This window comes from Flavobacterium hiemivividum, from assembly GCF_004349145.1.
Classification (GTDB): Bacteria; Bacteroidota; Bacteroidia; order Flavobacteriales; family Flavobacteriaceae; genus Flavobacterium; species Flavobacterium hiemivividum.
Genome location: NZ_SMFO01000019.1, coordinates 19943 through 35885 on the forward strand (window position 1 = coordinate 19943; position 15943 = coordinate 35885).

13 protein-coding genes are annotated in these 15943 nt (G+C 35.3%); 8 read left to right on the forward strand and 5 right to left on the reverse strand.

The genetic code is table 11. The features are described 5' to 3' along the window. The first annotated feature begins 169 nt into the window (after positions 1-169). The 5 genes from mnmE to E0F98_RS15560 all read left to right on the forward strand — a co-directional run bounded on the left by mnmE (position 170) and on the right by E0F98_RS15560 (position 6408). Positions 170-1570 carry a tRNA uridine-5-carboxymethylaminomethyl(34) synthesis GTPase MnmE gene (gene mnmE / locus E0F98_RS15540; RefSeq protein WP_132113110.1) on the forward strand — a complete coding sequence of 467 codons (1401 nt, stop codon included), beginning with the start codon at positions 170-172 and terminating at the stop codon, positions 1568-1570. 232 nt (positions 1571-1802) lie between these two features. Continuing rightward, positions 1803-2366 carry a helix-turn-helix domain-containing protein gene (locus tag E0F98_RS15545; protein ID WP_243699266.1) on the forward strand — a complete coding sequence of 188 codons (564 nt, stop codon included), beginning with the start codon at positions 1803-1805 and terminating at the stop codon, positions 2364-2366. Beyond that, complete coding sequence (locus E0F98_RS15550; protein ID WP_132113114.1) at positions 2363-3505, forward strand: tyrosine-type recombinase/integrase; 1143 nt, start codon at positions 2363-2365, stop codon at positions 3503-3505. The genes E0F98_RS15545 and E0F98_RS15550 overlap by 4 nt, the downstream gene beginning before the upstream one ends. Positions 3506-3701: 196 nt before the next feature. Continuing rightward, positions 3702-5399, forward strand: a complete 1698-nt coding sequence (locus E0F98_RS15555; protein ID WP_132113116.1) for a hypothetical protein — start codon at positions 3702-3704, stop codon at positions 5397-5399. After that, on the forward strand, positions 5392-6408 hold the full coding sequence (locus E0F98_RS15560) for a hypothetical protein (protein WP_132113118.1): 1017 nt from the start codon (positions 5392-5394) through the stop codon (positions 6406-6408). The genes E0F98_RS15555 and E0F98_RS15560 overlap by 8 nt, the downstream gene beginning before the upstream one ends. A 48-nt stretch (positions 6409-6456) precedes the next feature. Here the strand turns inward: E0F98_RS15560 and E0F98_RS15565 are convergent, their stop codons facing one another. From E0F98_RS15565 to E0F98_RS15585, 5 genes are all read right to left on the reverse strand, one after another. Then, positions 6457-8235, reverse strand: a complete 1779-nt coding sequence (locus E0F98_RS15565; RefSeq protein ID WP_132113120.1) for a hypothetical protein — start codon at positions 8233-8235, stop codon at positions 6457-6459. 4 nt (positions 8236-8239) lie between these two features. After that, positions 8240-10396 carry a coiled-coil domain-containing protein gene (locus E0F98_RS15570; RefSeq protein ID WP_132113122.1) on the reverse strand — a complete coding sequence of 719 codons (2157 nt, stop codon included), beginning with the start codon at positions 10394-10396 and terminating at the stop codon, positions 8240-8242. Beyond that, positions 10396-11043, reverse strand: coding sequence for a hypothetical protein (locus E0F98_RS15575; protein ID WP_086452622.1), 648 nt, complete (start codon positions 11041-11043; stop codon positions 10396-10398). Before E0F98_RS15575 ends, E0F98_RS15570 begins: the two co-directional genes overlap by 1 nt. A gap of 150 nt (positions 11044-11193) precedes the next feature. Further along, the gene (locus E0F98_RS15580) at positions 11194-12045 is read right to left on the reverse strand and encodes a hypothetical protein (RefSeq protein WP_132113124.1); all 852 of its coding nucleotides are present in this window, start codon (positions 12043-12045) and stop codon (positions 11194-11196) included. Then, positions 12020-13021, reverse strand: a complete 1002-nt coding sequence (locus E0F98_RS15585; RefSeq protein ID WP_132113126.1) for a type IV toxin-antitoxin system AbiEi family antitoxin — start codon at positions 13019-13021, stop codon at positions 12020-12022. The genes E0F98_RS15580 and E0F98_RS15585 overlap by 26 nt, the downstream gene beginning before the upstream one ends. A 655-nt stretch (positions 13022-13676) precedes the next feature. Here E0F98_RS15585 and E0F98_RS15590 point away from each other — a divergent pair. Genes E0F98_RS15590 through E0F98_RS15600 form a run of 3 tightly spaced genes read left to right on the forward strand, consistent with a single transcriptional unit; the run spans position 13677 to position 15600 of the window. Continuing rightward, a complete protein-coding gene (locus tag E0F98_RS15590) occupies positions 13677-14054 on the forward strand; it encodes a single-stranded DNA-binding protein (RefSeq protein ID WP_132113134.1) in 378 nt (125 codons plus the stop codon). A 45-nt stretch (positions 14055-14099) separates the two neighbouring features. Next, positions 14100-15173 carry a DUF932 domain-containing protein gene (locus E0F98_RS15595; RefSeq protein WP_132113128.1) on the forward strand — a complete coding sequence of 358 codons (1074 nt, stop codon included), beginning with the start codon at positions 14100-14102 and terminating at the stop codon, positions 15171-15173. A 52-nt stretch (positions 15174-15225) separates the two neighbouring features. Continuing rightward, the gene (locus tag E0F98_RS15600; protein ID WP_132113130.1) at positions 15226-15600 is read left to right on the forward strand and encodes a hypothetical protein; all 375 of its coding nucleotides are present in this window, start codon (positions 15226-15228) and stop codon (positions 15598-15600) included. Positions 15601-15943: the final 343 nt, after the last annotated feature.

Here is a 15943-nt window from a genome sequence, read left to right on the forward strand (position 1 = left end):
TAATATCAATTTAAATTGCTTATCTCAACGAACGTGCACCTAAAGTTACGGAAATAAAATTAAACATCTAAAGCGATCTCAACTTGGTTAACCCAATAAAAAAGCCAATTCAATAAACAAATAGATACTTATTTAGATTTAGTACCTTTGCCACTTAGAATATAAAAATATGTTATACAACGATTCGATAGTAGCCTTAGCAACACCTTCTGGAGCTGGAGCCATCGCAATAATCCGAATTTCCGGTCCGGAAGCAATTACCATTGGAAACAGTGTTTTTAAATCCATAAAAAACAAAGATTTAACCAAGCAAAAAACACATACCCTGCATTTAGGCCATATTATGGATGCTTCCAAAACCTTGGATGAAGTCCTAGTATCTCTATTTAAAGGTCCAAATTCCTATACAGGCGAAAATACGATTGAAATTTCTTGCCACGGCTCTACTTATATTCAGCAACAAATTATTCAATTATTGCTTAGAAAAGGTTGTCGCATGGCCGATCCTGGAGAATTTACGCTTAGAGCTTTCTTAAACGGAAAACTTGATTTGTCACAAGCGGAAGCAGTGGCAGATTTAATTTCGTCCGACAATGAAGCTTCGCACCAAATTGCCATGCAGCAAATGCGCGGTGGGTTTTCGAATGAAATAGCCAAATTACGTGAGGAGCTATTGAATTTTGCGTCTCTTATCGAACTCGAACTTGATTTTGCCGAAGAAGATGTAGAATTTGCCGACAGAACTCAATTTCATGAATTATTAAACCGAATCGAATTTGTACTAAAGCGACTAATCGATTCTTTTGCCGTGGGGAACGTAATCAAAAACGGAATTCCTGTTGCCATTGTGGGTGAACCCAACGTGGGAAAATCAACATTGTTGAACGCTTTATTGAATGAAGAGCGCGCCATAGTTTCGGAGATTGCGGGAACAACCCGTGATACTATCGAGGACGAACTAGTCATTGGCGGAATCGGATTTAGATTTATAGACACGGCTGGAATTCGCGAAACTCAGGATGTGGTAGAAAGCATCGGAATCAAAAAAACTTTTGAGAAGATAGATCAAGCACAGGTTGTTTTGTATTTATTTGATAGTTTGAAGTTTAAAGTTCAAAGTTCAGAATATATAGTAGAAATCGAGAAAGTTAAAAATCAATTTCCGCTAAAACCTTTAGTGGTGGTAATCAACAAAACCGAATTACTAACAGATGACGAAGTTGCCGAAATCAAAAATCAACTCCAACCGCTGAACGTGATTCTCGAGATGATATCTGCCAAACAAAACCTGGGTATCGAAGAATTAAAAAATCAACTACTATCTTTTGTGAACACTGGAGCTTTACGAAACAACGAAACAATCGTTACTAACACAAGACATTACGACTCATTACTCAAGGCCCTAGAAGAAATTTCTAAAGTAAAATACGGCCTAGAAACTAACCTACCAAGTGACTTAATGGCGATCGATATTAAGGAAGCGCTGTACCATTTTGGAACGATAACAGGTCAGGTTACAAATGATGAATTGCTAGGAAATATATTTGCTAACTTCTGCATCGGAAAATAGATTTCACAAAACATCAAAAAATAAAGCAAAGAATCCCAGTTAAAATGTCATAAAACGGCATTTTAACTGGGATTCTTCTTTCTGTTTATTTAGCTTTATTTGCAGATAGTTTGTTCCTTTTTGTACCATTATTGTACCACGAAAATAATTTTCCTCATCGGAACTTTTTTTGGCGAAATGATGACACACAGAGACACACATAGACACAATGGGACAAAAAATTAGTCACATTATGAGTTCTAACATTGAGGTTATCAGAATTTGTGAGCACTGTAAAAAACAGTTCACAGCCAGAACAACGCGAACGCGGTATTGTTCACCCATTTGCAACAGTAGAGGTTATAAATCACTTGTACGCAAAGGAAAAGTAGAAAAAAGCAATAACGAGATCGTTCAGCTTTTAAATACAGATTTGGAAAAAATAAAACCGTTGGAGTTTTTAAAAATTACACAGGCAATCCTGCTTTTTGGAATCAGCAGAAGTACTATTTACAGGTTAGTTAACAATGGACAGCTAGACATTGCAAAGTTTGGCAAACGAACCGTTATCCGACGATGCGATCTTGAAGCTTTTTTTGCAATTCCTGTACAGGATGTAACCTTGAAAACTGGACAGCAATTTCCTGGTTTTGACAATTGCTATACAATAACGGAAATTCAGCAGAAGTACAATATTTCTTCGGGGGCACTCTATCTACTGATTCAACGGCAGGGCATAGTAAAATATTCCATTGGAAAATTTACCTGTGTAGCCAAACAGGATATTGATATAATTTTTAATGGTGCGGGAAGATGAAAAATATAAATGTTACGCTAAGAAAAAGAAAACTGCCAAGTGGTAAGATTACATTATATCTTGATTTTTTCCCGCCTGTATACAACCCTAAAACTCATAAATTTTATCGTAGGGAGTATCTGAGTTTATATCTGGATGCAAAGCCAAAAAATAATGTTGACAAGGCTGTAAATTCTGAGAATCTATATAAAGCCGAAATTATCTGTGCAAACAGGTTTAATGAAGTAAATAAGCAGCAGATCTACAATCCTTTTGAGCTGGAGCAACTTCGTCTTAAAGAGATTGGCGAAAAATCATTTCTGCAGTATCTCAAGCTTGTTGCAGAGAATAAAACGGGCAATAACGGTGATATTTGGACTTACGCCATTATCCACTTTGAAAACTTTCTTAAGAATAAGGATATACTAATACAGGATATAGATGTAACTGTTATAGAGGATTTTAGGGAATATCTCTTAAAGGCTAAATGTATCAGGAAAAAGGGTAAGTTTTTAGCTCAGAATACAGCTTTAACTTATTTCAATAAAATCAAGGCTACTCTTCGAAAAGCGTATAAAAAAGGATTACTGCAGACCGATGTCAATGCCGCAGTTGAAAGTATAAAGGAACAAGAGTCGCAGAGGAATTTTCTAACTATGGAAGAGGCTGTAAGATTATTTAAAACCCCTTGCAAAAAAGAAATTGTCAAACGTGTCAGTCTTTTTTCTCTGCTCACGGGCATGCGTTATTCTGACGTATCAAAACTTACATGGGAAGAAGTGCAATACACCAGACACGAAGGGTACTATATAAGATTTAAGCAGCAGAAAACTGATAAGCCGGTTACATTGCCCATTTCTGAGGAAGCACTTGAATTCTTAGGGGAACAAAGAATGGAGCATGGAAAAATCTTTATTAATTTAAAAAAATGGGATTTTGACCGTCTGATACCTATTTGGATTAAAGATGCAGCTATTGAGAAACATATTACTTTTCACTGTTTTCGACATACTTATGCAACACTGCAGATGGCAGCTGGTACCGATATCTTTACTGTATCGAAAATGCTGGGGCACAAAAACATAAAGACAACACAGATATATACGAAAATCATCGACGAGAAAAAAAGGGAAACAACTAATAAAATTTCATTTAAATAAGAAATTTTTAATTATAGTAGGAAAATGAATTCTAGTCTTTTACTTTAAGGTGGCTTTATTAGCCACTTTAAAGTCGAAGGCAGATGTGAATCTTATAAGATTCGTTACCCAGATAATTTGAAAGCACGGGAATAATATTCCAAAATAATTAAATTTATTATCTTCGTATTATTGTCCCTAATGGATTCTTAGCGTTATGATAAATGTAAAACAACTGCTTGGATTTAAAGATGTCTTTCCAGAAGACCAAGAAGAACCGATCATCAACTATTTACGAAATGCCTCAAGAGAATCATTACTGAAATCCATAGGCTTTTTTAATACAAAACCTCTCCCAAACTATGATAATTTTTTTAGTAATCCAGAGGTAAATGATCAAATAGTTGGCAAAGTCAACTACTATTTATTTCATAATCAAATCAATGTAAAGCCAGCAGTTGTCAGCGGACAAGGTGCTTTAAAATTTGCAGAAGTTGTGTTGTCTAATTCCTTAGAACTACTTGAAAACAACACCAATTATTCTCTTGATGACGATGAAATGAATTTATTTAAGGCATTTCTATGCATAAATACTGAACTAATCAGTAATCAAGTCTTGGATAATTTAAATGAAGATAATTTTGAAAAACTGGTTGATTTCAGTATAATCTTTACTTTTCCCTTTGCAGATTTGGCTTTTTCCGAAAATGACGACCTCGAATTTTTACATTTGCTTTATGCCACTTTTTATAAGGTTGAAGCGCTTCTTGCATTTCTTAATTCCAAACCTGAATATTCGAGCCTCAAAGACGGATTTATTAAGTCCTTTAATGTTTCGACCGAAGAAGAATTTGTGAAGCAGATGACATACCTCTTTGGAAAATTACTGGAATTAAAAGGAACTAACAGCTATTTATGGAACGTTGAAGATAAGGACGCACTAGCATTCCTCGATTCAATGGTATCGTACGATATAGCTCCCGACGAGGATTTTACCCACATTAAAAACAGTCCCATCTATAAGGTTGAGGAAAGTGTATATTCAATTATCCATTATTTTTTTGTCATTGATAAGTTTTACAAAAGTGCGAAATTCAAACTAAAAGAACTTTATGAAAAAGATGAAGCTTTAAAAACTTTGTATGGAAATTTTTTTAGCTTTTTTAACAGTAAATTTTCTGAAAACTTCCTAATGAAAAACCTGCTCGACGAAATGTTTTCAAAAAAACACTATGTAAAGAAACCGGAAAGAGAAAAAGAACTTCCCGGAGAACCTGATTATTATTTGAGGCATAATAATGAAGTATTCATTTTTGAAAATAAAGACGTGCTCGTTGCAAAAGGAAGTAAAGCGTCAGCTGATATTGAACAAATCAATGCTGTTTTAAAAAAAAAGTTTTTAGTCGATGGAACAAAGAAAGTAGGAATTGGACAAATCGTAACTACAATCGGAGAAATTGGCAGCAAGCATTTTAGATTTGATGATTATGTAAATTCGAAGACTTCGCTTACAATCTACCCCATTTTACTTGTACACGACAGAATATTCCAAACATTGGGAATTAATTACAGGCTTAACCAATGGTTTAAGGAGCAATGTATAGAAAGACTTGGGGATTTAAATAAAACTTACAACATTAAAAGCCTTACTGTAATAGATATTGATACGTTAATACTCTGGCTTCCTTATTTCCAAGTCAAAGACAAGAATTTTAAAGAAGTGCTCAATTTTCATATGGCCAAAATGAATAAGAAAAAGAAAGTAAACAATGCTCCAAATCAAGCTGCATTGTTTTACAGAGCAAATCAAAATTTAACGGAGCAATTGTCACCAATTTCAAGAAGAAACATACCATATAATATTGATTTAAAAAAGCTTATGAACAGGTTTAAAATTGTCATTAAAGATGAATAATCATCAGCGGATTCTTAGGATATTTTTTGAAGGATTCAATACAACTACTAAGAGTTATAACAATTGTATTCTAATGATGCATGAAAGTGATTTTTCGCGGGTAAAGCTTTATGAGATAATTTCCAGTGAAAACTATGTTATCTGTTCAGAGATAAAAATCGATATTCTTATACGCTCTCTTTGTGAAGATGTCGGCGGAGATATATGGGAAGCTTATGTTACTGCCGAACGCGATGGCCATTCTTTTACAAATTTTGGTGAACCCAGTTTTTCAAATCTATACTACTACAATATCCCTCGATTTACGGAGTTAGATTTTGAAAATCTCATCGGTCAGTTTGGAGGAAGTAAAATTCCTGAAACCGTAACTATGACACCCGATTTCATACTCGGAGATATAGTAATAGAATTGAAAGATCTTCAAAACGAAAGTTTATATAATAAAGACAGGCGTTCTACATTAGCAAAAATATTTGAGGCAGATAATGGTTTTTCTGTTAATATAAATTTTTATAGTATTGAGGGTGAAAGCCATGCAGCATATAAGCGGGTTGTAGCAAACTCAATAAAAAACACAATAAGGAAGGCTTCAAAACAAATTAAGGAATTCAACAAGGCAAATTCAATCAGTACGGCTGGTGTGTTCTTAATTAACACTGGATATTTTAGTCTTGAACACCAGTTTTTCAAAACTATTGTGGAGGAAATAATTGCGCGAGATACGACGACCATTAAATTTGTATATATTTTTACACAAAGCGTATTTCATAATGCTGTCGGAGATTTAAGGGCAGATTACAAACAAGATTGTATTGGTGAGCTTCCTAGTGAACTGAATGGCATATATGAAGCGTGCAAAACTCTAATTGATAAAAAAATGTATTCTGTCTTTCGACCTGATAATGGCGAGAGATCTTTTGTAGCACCACAGTATCCGATTTCCTTTTTTGCAGATAATAAAATATTTTACTGGAAACCAGAACGCATTGAGCCTTCGATAAATTTTTAAGAAATCCAACTCCATTCATTACGCTAAACTGAGGTCTGGCCAAATATTCTATTTGTAAGTACTTTTTGAACTTGGGCTAGTTCGATTGCCTGGTATCACAACCGAGATTATATAATCTGGGAAGGATACTTCCTGACCTGTAGATGGCCGCAAATGATGAATTTTAAACCAATCTTTGAAATTAGCCATTGGTTCTTTACTCTTGTCGCTCATTTCCAACAAGACAAAAATACCCAATTGATCATATCCTGCTGTATAAGTTTGTGCTTGGGCAATGTAATTTTCTTCGAGCATATCTTTATCAGGACGCGACAATGATTTTTTTAATTCGATAGGTACGGTTAGAATATCTTTTTTATACACTATATCGACACGTCCGCCATCCACAAACTTAGACTTCTCATGTTCAAATCCATCTGCAATATTAGAATGTTCAAAATATAAAATCATACTGTCCTGCAAATCCTGCTCACTAGCTTTGGTACCTTTTCCTTTTGCAGATGTACTGTATAGAAAGGGAAATCGTTTCTTTTCATTTCCAACAAATGTAGCTTGGCAATAACGAATAACTTCCTCAAGTACAGCCGAAAATGTTTTCCTTTTTTCTTTGGAATATTTAGGAAGCACCATATCAATTTCTCTCATCAACACGTTAAATATCTCTTCTCCTGCCAAACTACCTGTGCGTATTGACAAATTACTATTGTAGTTATTTTTTATAAACTGCCCAATTGCTTTTGCAAAAGACAGTTCCTTCTTCTGAATTTTATTATAGATTTCAAGGCCTCCTTCAGCATCCATAAATTCGACTAACATTGCCAATACTTCATTATCATCTATTGTTCCATTATCTTGATCTGGCAAAGACTGAAGTATTGAATCTATAAAATCAGCCAATCTTTTATCACTTTGAGAATGCAGAGCAATTAGTCTCTTACGCTCCCCATAAAGATGAAAATTATAAATATTTGATTCTATTTTAGAAACTGACTCCTCAATAATTTTTTTGGTAATATTATTAAATCTTGAATTGTGCAATTTTAATTTATCTATTTCCATGCTAGCCTCTAGGATCATTTGAGTCTCGTGCCTAATATCCAGCCATTCTTGTGACCGGATTGCAATCTTATAATTTCTATTTAAAGAATCAAACATTTGAAAAATTAGATATTCAAGTTCCAGACCAGTAACATCAATTTCATACAAAGCTCTAACCTGTAAATTCTCATATAACCCGGTAACCGTTGTTTCCACACCTACCTGGTCATTAGAAAATAAAGCTTTTGTCAACTGAATCAATATAATATAAAACCGGGCATCATCCCGGTTGTTCATTACGTTTTCAGCTGCAATAAAATATTTTTCAGCCTCAGAAATTGTACTAATAAAATTTGGAAAATCGTTCTTAGAAGTACTAAAAAAGAAGGTTTTAATCCCTAAAAAAAGAAAAGCCTGACTGGATATATCGCCATTATCATGATCGGTAAGGTCTATAACTTTATGCTCTATTTCACTTGTCAAAAGCTCAATAAAAAAAGGTAATTGTTTTAATGCAATGTCTATTAATTCATTAGTATTACTGGAGAGAAAATCAAATAAAACACCTAGAGAGGAATAGCGGTTTTTTATTATGTTAACCGCTGTCAGTTCGCATATAATCTTGCAGGCGGCTCTCTTAATATATGTGTTTTCAGTGGTATTAATTATTTCTTTTAAAAAATGTAAGACAGCAGAGCCATCTTCATTCTCCACATCCACATTGACATAGAAATTATCTAAAAAAATAATTTTTGAAAAATCAGTGCCTAAAAGTACATTTTTATCCATAGCGTTAAAAGACAAAATGATCCTCCTCTTTTATAAATGTCTTTTCATTGTCAGTAATATGGGAGAAATCTCGCAGTGCGGAACCAACAAATATTTGCAATTTATCTTTGAATCGGTCATTAATACTTTTAAAGATATCAGACAAACCCTGTAAATGCTTGGGAACCATCTCCTCACTACCTGGCGAATCAAATATCAAAAACCGCGGATGCCTTCCTAAATTATGTTCAATATCCAATTGAATCAAGCTTAAGTAAAATGCGAGCTTAACTCTTAATTTTTCGCCTTCGGTAAGATCAGTAAAACTTACTGCAATACCATGTTGTAAAAAAATTAGTTCATACTTGTCCGAAATTTCTATATTATCTATGCTCAACAGGCCAAAGGCATGAACCTCATTAATGATTAATTCCTGCAGTTTACTAAGAATATCCTTATTCAGCTGTACACGCTTTTTTTCCAGACCCTTAAGCGCATAATCCAAAACATCCCGTTTTAAATTTAGATTTGCCATTTCATTGGAATCAATTTGTGATTCCTGCTTAGCGATCTCGTTAAGCTGGAATAACAATACTGCCTCTTCCTTGATAAAATTATCCTTTTTATTTAGTAAATCCGTGAATTTCGATCTTTGTTTACCAATCGATTCAATCTCTGTTTGAATCTCTGACAATCTACGGCTGTCTGTTTCTATAGGAGTGAATGCTACAGATTTTGCATATTCCTCAGCATTCTTTTTTCGCAATATTTCGATATCCTCATAACGTTTCTTAAGGGTGTTATCAATTTGCTCTAACTTTGCTTCATGTTTACTTCTTTCAACTTCTAAAAGTTTCGCCTTTTCATTTATTTCTTCTGGATCAACTTTTTGCTCTTTAGACTCTTCCCCGCATAAGCTGCATATATGATCTTCTACTTCACTCTTTTTTTTGTCTTCACTGACTTTTTTTTCACAATGCGGGCAGGTTTTTATTTCAAGATTTGTAAAGAAACTTTCTGATTGCCGATATATATCGATATTGAGCTCTCTCTTTCTCAGCATAGTTATTTCTGACGAAATCTTTGCTTTATCACCCTCAAGGCTTTGTAATTCTGCCTCACAGGCAATCAGTTCATTTTTCCCTTTTTGATAGGCATCGGAAACACCCCTTTGCTGTTTTCTTGACTCGTTAATTTTTTCAAACAATTTGTTGTATTCCTCTACTAATGGGCGATCATTGAATTCAATTTTTTGCCCCTCTTGAAGAGCTTTCATTTCAAGAGTAACTTCAGCCAGCCTCTTTTTTAAATGTACTTCGTTATTTTTGTTAAACTCCAGCTTGGTTTTATCAATTAGTCGCTTTTTACCAATAGTTTCCAATACCCTATCCATTTGAATGTTTAGCATATTAATGGGGTATGTCAAGGGTAAACCCAAGATCATTTCGAATATTTTTTTCCCCTGTAAGCCATATCTTTCTTTATCAAAAAAAAGATATTCGTAGTTACTAGATTCCAAATAAATAGATTTAAAATAAGTGGCCCAACTAAGACTTGAAGTATTCATTTCAAAAGAGTCCTTGGCACTATTTTTTTGGGTATACTTTAGGGTATAAAATGAAAACTGCTCGAAAAAAAAGTCCTGTATCTTCTCTTCGAATTGTATTTGGTTATTAAATTCAAACTCAATCTCTTTTTGTGCATCATCAAACTTTTGGTTTTCTCTTAGCTCCATGAACCTATTGATTGAAAATCTATAGACTCCGCCCCTGTCCCTTCCTGTCCTATTAATGTAGCACGTATAGGTTATTTTACCAATAGTAAATTGAAGGAATATTTCAGTAATCCAGGGTTTGATATCTTTCTTAATACTATCTGCTCCAGTTAGAGCAAATTTTATGATTTTAAAAATGGTGGATTTTCCTTTGTGGTTGTCAGCAATCCAAACATTAATACCTTGGTAAACTGGCTGATCGAATATAAAGCTCTCACCGGTTTTCTTTTGCCCCGTAAATAATAACCGATCAATTACTAGGGATTTCCCTAATGAATTTGGACTATCTTTATTGTAATCTTCTTCTAAATGAAGGATTGCTTCCACTTCTTCTAAAGTGATATTCTCTGCAAAGTGCTCGTGAACATACTTGAGGAAATCTTTATAATTAATCTGTCTTTCGTCCATTATAATGATTTATTAAATCTTTGAAAATATGCTAGTTTTACCTTGCTATTAATATTCTGGATATGGCTACGGTAAGAGATATTACTATACTCCCCATATCTATATTGTCTAGATTTTAACTCTGTCCCTGAAAAACTTCCAAAATATTCCTTTATCAACATACAACGATCATAATACCATTCTACCGCTGAAATATCATTGAGAAATCCTATAATTTTATTAGAGCCTTCATAAGTTATGTAGTATATTTTATCATATGTCTTTCCATCAGATCTTTTTTTACTTTCATGTGTGATTAAACCAACGCTGACAAGATATGCTATCACATCATCAATACTTTCATATGCTCCATGAAAAAATTTTTCCATTTCTTCCACCCGTAATTCGGGTTCATTATCTAAATAAATAGCTTCAATTATTTTCCCAATCTTTTCTTTATCATTTGATGTATTATTATCTAATAAATCCATTAATTCCATTGAAAGAAAATCAGGATAGCGAAGAAGAAAATCTAACGCCTGTATTTTTATCTCACTGCGAAATACACCATATTTCCCTGATCTTTTATCCTCCAATGGATCGCAAAAAGTATAAAGAATGATCATAATACGTAAGCGATCACGGAATTTTTTAAGATAGTCCTCCATAGATATTATATTTTGTGTAATGCTAAGATATACAAATATCTAATAAAACATTGTGGCAGGTTTTCAATTATATGCTGCCTCTGTTTTAAAGTAAGCTTCTATCTCTTGTTTTAAATTCCGAGTTCATTATATTAAGATACAATATTAATCCTACTCCATAAATCCGACCTTAATCTCAATCAACATATCCATGCTAGCCTGAACAGTATTTTCGAAAAATTCAGCCATGATTTTTGCTATTTCACTACTGGCAGGGCTCACCGTATTCTTATCCAACAAGGATGCGATCCTGACAAACAACTCTTCATTCAATCTTGCTATTTTTGCCATATCCCGCCCCATAACGCGTGCAGCCAACATATCGAGTTCTTGATCTTGACCAAATAAATCGAGATGGTTTGCATAAATCTCTTCGGTATACATGTCGAAGAAGTGCTTTAAAATCTTACTGATGTCTTTAATATCGTCCCTACGGATTTCAGGTCGGTCCTCAAATGCCATCAGCTTTAATAATACTATTCCTGGAAGCGTGCAGAATTTAAAGTGGTGCTTTCCTTCCAGTTCTGCTTCCGGAAGTCCTGCATCATATATTTCCTTAAAACCGGGAACACTAACATCTGTAAGACCGGTGCCTTCGACCCTTACATGAGATCCTTTACCTTCTATCTCGCCAAACGGCAGTAAATCAACTTGAATGTAACTTTTCCACACCAGTACAAATGCATTGCCTTTGTATGGATGGAATCCCTCAGTCTCTATCAGATATTTTTTTAATCCTTCATAGGTTCCTTTATCATTGATGAAAACAGCAAAATCAATATCTCCCGTAATGCGGCTTGGCGGGATATCATTTATTGCGGACATCCAAACATCGCGTGCCACTGCCCCAACGAGATAGAAATCTATACTAAATTTTTTCAAACCCCTCTCCAGTGCCGTAAGCATTTCTGAAAGCTTTGCTTCCTGCCTTAATTGCTTAAAACTTATCTTGTAAGTACTCATCGTATATTCTTTGTGCTGTTTCTGTACATCTTCTATCTCCCTTATTCATTAAATCGGCATATGCCAAAAGTGGATGCACTGCATTTTCGTTTACTAAATCATGTTTCCAGAATTTCTTAAATACCTTGACATTACCTTGCTTGTCCGGAACCAATCTATAGTTCCTGATCAAATCATTCCATTCTTCTGCGGTATAAATTGTCAGCTCTTCTGGACGCAGGTAATTTGTATAAATTGCCCCGGCGGGTTCACCGCCCCAATATGTTTCTTGGTTTTTAAGAGGAATTTCTTTCCAATTGTAAAAATCTTCTTCCTTCAAAAACCTGAATGTACCAATATTTAACGTCGGCTTAAGACGTTTCTCATATTCCAAAATCCATTTTTCCAATAGCTGCTTCTTATTTTCCAACTTTTGCTCATTCTTTGTCAGCTGTAAGAGATAACCTTCCTGTGCCAGCCCATTGAATATATTATTAATATTACCCAAGCCGGTACCGGTGCGTTGCGCTATTTCACGATATGGTCGATTTACCCATTCTTCTTCAATTAGAAACTGGAATATGACCTGCAGCCCAGTCTTTGTAAAGGCACGGTTGCCGCCAGTAACTGCAGTAACCTCATTTTTCCTGCCGTCAATATTAATGTAAAGGCCATCCATTAGCAGGAACATGTTTCCGCTTGCCTCCAAGTAATTGATTTTCTTTTCTTTTAGCTCCTGCTTAACCTTAGGAAATATACGATTAGCAACTATCATAAATGGTGCTTCACTGCGTGCCTTATCCTCCATAATGGTAAGATGCATTCCACGTAGTTCTTTTTTAACTTCTACATTTAATACAACAGCAGGATGATACTTCATATAAAGCGTCAGCTTTCCATCAATGATACCATCATTAGTTGCTTCTCTCCATTCAGCACGTATCTCATCTTTATGAAGATTATGTATTGCGTTCTGTATAATGTACTGCTCGTTCATCTTGTTCACTTTATGCTTGTGTTCACGAAAACGTGAACACTTAATATTAGTGAACAAATATATAATTATTTAGCTACATCAACAACATCAGTAACAATTATTTGTATTGTAACTACATCTAACATATAATCAAGACCTCAATCACCACTAGTAGCATCAACTATTTGTGCTCTAACTAATCTAATATTATTAATCAATAACTCTATCAACAGCAGTTTAAAAAAAAATCTTAAACATCGATTTATAGATTTTGTCATATTGATGAAATTTTCTGATCATTAGAACCATTTACCAATATCTTCGTTGCTTCCCCTTCATTTTTATATTCAAAAACCTGTATGCTTTTGTCTTATTTCAGGAGCAAAGGTAACTCCGTGTTCTTAACGCAATAGCAAGGCCATGTCCTTCAGATTCGGTAAAAAATCTCCACCCATACGGGTAGTATTTTTTGCCGAAGCCTTGCTATTGCTAAACACTCACCTTTTTATGCTCATGAAACGAAACATAGCATACTCCGGCTCTTTAGACGAATAAAAAAAATGTCAGCAATGAGAATAAAATATTACAAATGGATTTGATGAAACAAAACAGCACCTCCCTCTCATTGCCGAATAAAATTTTAAAAAAAAGTAATTCACTAAAAATCGTAGAAATCATGAACATCATTGGAAGAGTTACAGCGGATGCGCAGGTACGCAACGTGTCAAACAGCAAACAGGTTGTAAACTTTTCAGTAGCCATCAACGACAGCTACCGAAATAAAGCGGGCGAACGTATAGAGCAGACAACCTACTTCGATTGCGCCTACTGGATTAGCCCAAAGGTGGCGGGTATACTCACCAAAGGCACTCTTGTGGAACTAACAGGCAGAGTAAGTGCAAGGGCGTGGACGGGCAGTGACGGAGAAACACATGCAGGGCTGAATTTCTATACCTCGCAAATCAAACTGCACGGGCGTGGCAAAAAATCCGAAACGGTACAAACTCCCACAAGAACCAACAATAGCAAGGAAAAGGACGACCTCCCATTTTAATAACAAGTATCTAAACAATTTTTAAACTTTTAAAATCATTTTATCATGGCACATAATATCAATTTCAACAGCACAACAGGACGTTATTCATTCTTTAGCGTAAAAGAAAAAGCGTGGCACGGCTTAGGGCAAGTCGTAGAGCAATACCCTACAAGCGAAGAAGCAATCAAGCACGCAGGATTAGATTATGAAGTCATTAAAACACCACTATATACCAAAGGTTCGGGCATCATCGAAACCACAAACGGAATTGAAATAGGCAGTAACGAATTGGAAGTACCTTCCTATTATGCCAATATCCGTGCCGATAACAATGCCGTATTGGGGGTGGTTGGCAAAGACTATCACATCGTACAAAACCGTGAAGCATTCAATTTCTTTGATGCCATTGTAGGTGGTTCACAAGGAATATTGTACGAAACTGCAGGAGCATTGGGACAAGGGGAACGCATCTTTATCACCGCCAAACTACCCGACTATATCCGAGTAGGAAATGGCGATGATGTAACGGAAAAGTACATTTTCCTGACCACTTCACACGATGGCAGTGGAAGCATAACAGCAGCCTTCACCCCTATCCGTATTGTTTGCCAAAATACCCTTAACGCCTCGCTTCGTTCGATGAGCAACGTGGTACGCATCAAACATACTTCGGGAGCAAAACAGCATTTGGAAAATGCCCACAAGGTTATGGGATTAGCGGATACCTTAAGCAACCAGTTAGAAGGAATATTTAACCAGTGGGCTAAAGTAAAGGTGACTGACCAAGAAGTAAAAAAACTAATCCAATTGGCACTTTGCCCGAACAAGGAAACATTGGATTTGCTTAAAAAGGGTGCGGAAGATGAAGTTTCTACCGTGTTCAAAAATGTGGTGCAAGATGCCTTTGCCTATGCTATGACAAGCGACACACAACAAATGGATACCACCAAAGGTACATTGTTCGGTGCATACAATGCTGTGACAGGCTACTATCAGAATGTACGCAATTACAAAGATGATGAAGCCAAGTTACAAAGTATTGTAATGGGTGGAACCGCTCAAATCAAATCACAGAAAGCATTTGAATTGTGTACTGCCTTTTTAATAAACGGCTCGGAAATCTTAAATCTCAATTAATAACTACAGGCGACTGCCTTTACAGGTGGTCGCCTATTTAAAATTTACAATCATGACAAAGGAAAACAAGAAGAAAAATGAATTTGCAGATTACCTTTTCAACCAATTTGTAAAAGCAGAACGCAGGGACAAACAAGATTGGTCGCTGAATTACTGGAACGTTTTAACCCAATATGCAGAGATTGGGTTGTCTGATGAAGAACAGTCTGAAGAAAGATTATACGTATTTAAACTTGATATTATAATTAGGGAAGCTATGTCAGGCTGGAACACACACCTATTGCTACTGCGTGGAAAAGAAGCCGAGCAGGATTACAGAGAAAGAATGAAAAAATATGAAGAACGCTTACGTGCCATTGGACATGACGAAGCTACAATTAAGCAAATGTTAGACTATAAAATCAAATTAAACTATGGAACCGACTAATTTTTTCAATCAGATAGCGCAAATGGACATTACGGGAGATTTACTGGAAAAAACGGTCAAATTGACCACCCAATTCCAGTGTAAATTGACCACTTGTTTCGGTTGAAATTGACCACCCAATTCCGGAGCAAACTGACCACCTGATTCCAGTTGAAAGTGACCACCTAAAAAACAACTACTTTTTTCATGTTGTTAGCCCTTAAATTCGTTAAAAAAACGACGGATTTATGGCCAATAAACTAACAGACATGAGCAAAATTAGAAAAGCACTAAAATTCTATTGTAGCGGTAAGAGTAAGCTCTTTATTAGCAATTATCTCTCGCTTTCCAGAAATACAGTTAA

What these genes read in the sequence shown, in the direction of transcription:
- E0F98_RS15575 (WP_086452622.1), bottom strand. Translation starts at nt 11,043, where the DNA reads ATGGAGGACTATCTTAAAAAATTCCGTGATCGCTTACGTATTATGATC.
- E0F98_RS15585 (WP_132113126.1), bottom strand. Translation starts at nt 13,021, where the DNA reads ATGAACGAGCAGTACATTATACAGAACGCAATACATAATCTTCATAAA.
- E0F98_RS15565 (WP_132113120.1), bottom strand. Translation starts at nt 8,235, where the DNA reads ATGGATAAAAATGTACTTTTAGGCACTGATTTTTCAAAAATTATTTTT.
- E0F98_RS15570 (WP_132113122.1), bottom strand. Translation starts at nt 10,396, where the DNA reads ATGGACGAAAGACAGATTAATTATAAAGATTTCCTCAAGTATGTTCAC.
- E0F98_RS15545 (WP_243699266.1), top strand. Translation starts at nt 1,803, where the DNA reads ATGAGTTCTAACATTGAGGTTATCAGAATTTGTGAGCACTGTAAAAAA.
- E0F98_RS15595 (WP_132113128.1), top strand. Translation starts at nt 14,100, where the DNA reads ATGGCACATAATATCAATTTCAACAGCACAACAGGACGTTATTCATTC.
- E0F98_RS15555 (WP_132113116.1), top strand. Translation starts at nt 3,702, where the DNA reads ATGATAAATGTAAAACAACTGCTTGGATTTAAAGATGTCTTTCCAGAA.
- E0F98_RS15560 (WP_132113118.1), top strand. Translation starts at nt 5,392, where the DNA reads ATGAATAATCATCAGCGGATTCTTAGGATATTTTTTGAAGGATTCAAT.
- E0F98_RS15580 (WP_132113124.1), bottom strand. Translation starts at nt 12,045, where the DNA reads ATGAGTACTTACAAGATAAGTTTTAAGCAATTAAGGCAGGAAGCAAAG.
- E0F98_RS15600 (WP_132113130.1), top strand. Translation starts at nt 15,226, where the DNA reads ATGACAAAGGAAAACAAGAAGAAAAATGAATTTGCAGATTACCTTTTC.
- E0F98_RS15590 (WP_132113134.1), top strand. Translation starts at nt 13,677, where the DNA reads ATGAACATCATTGGAAGAGTTACAGCGGATGCGCAGGTACGCAACGTG.
- mnmE (WP_132113110.1), top strand. Translation starts at nt 170, where the DNA reads ATGTTATACAACGATTCGATAGTAGCCTTAGCAACACCTTCTGGAGCT.
- E0F98_RS15550 (WP_132113114.1), top strand. Translation starts at nt 2,363, where the DNA reads ATGAAAAATATAAATGTTACGCTAAGAAAAAGAAAACTGCCAAGTGGT.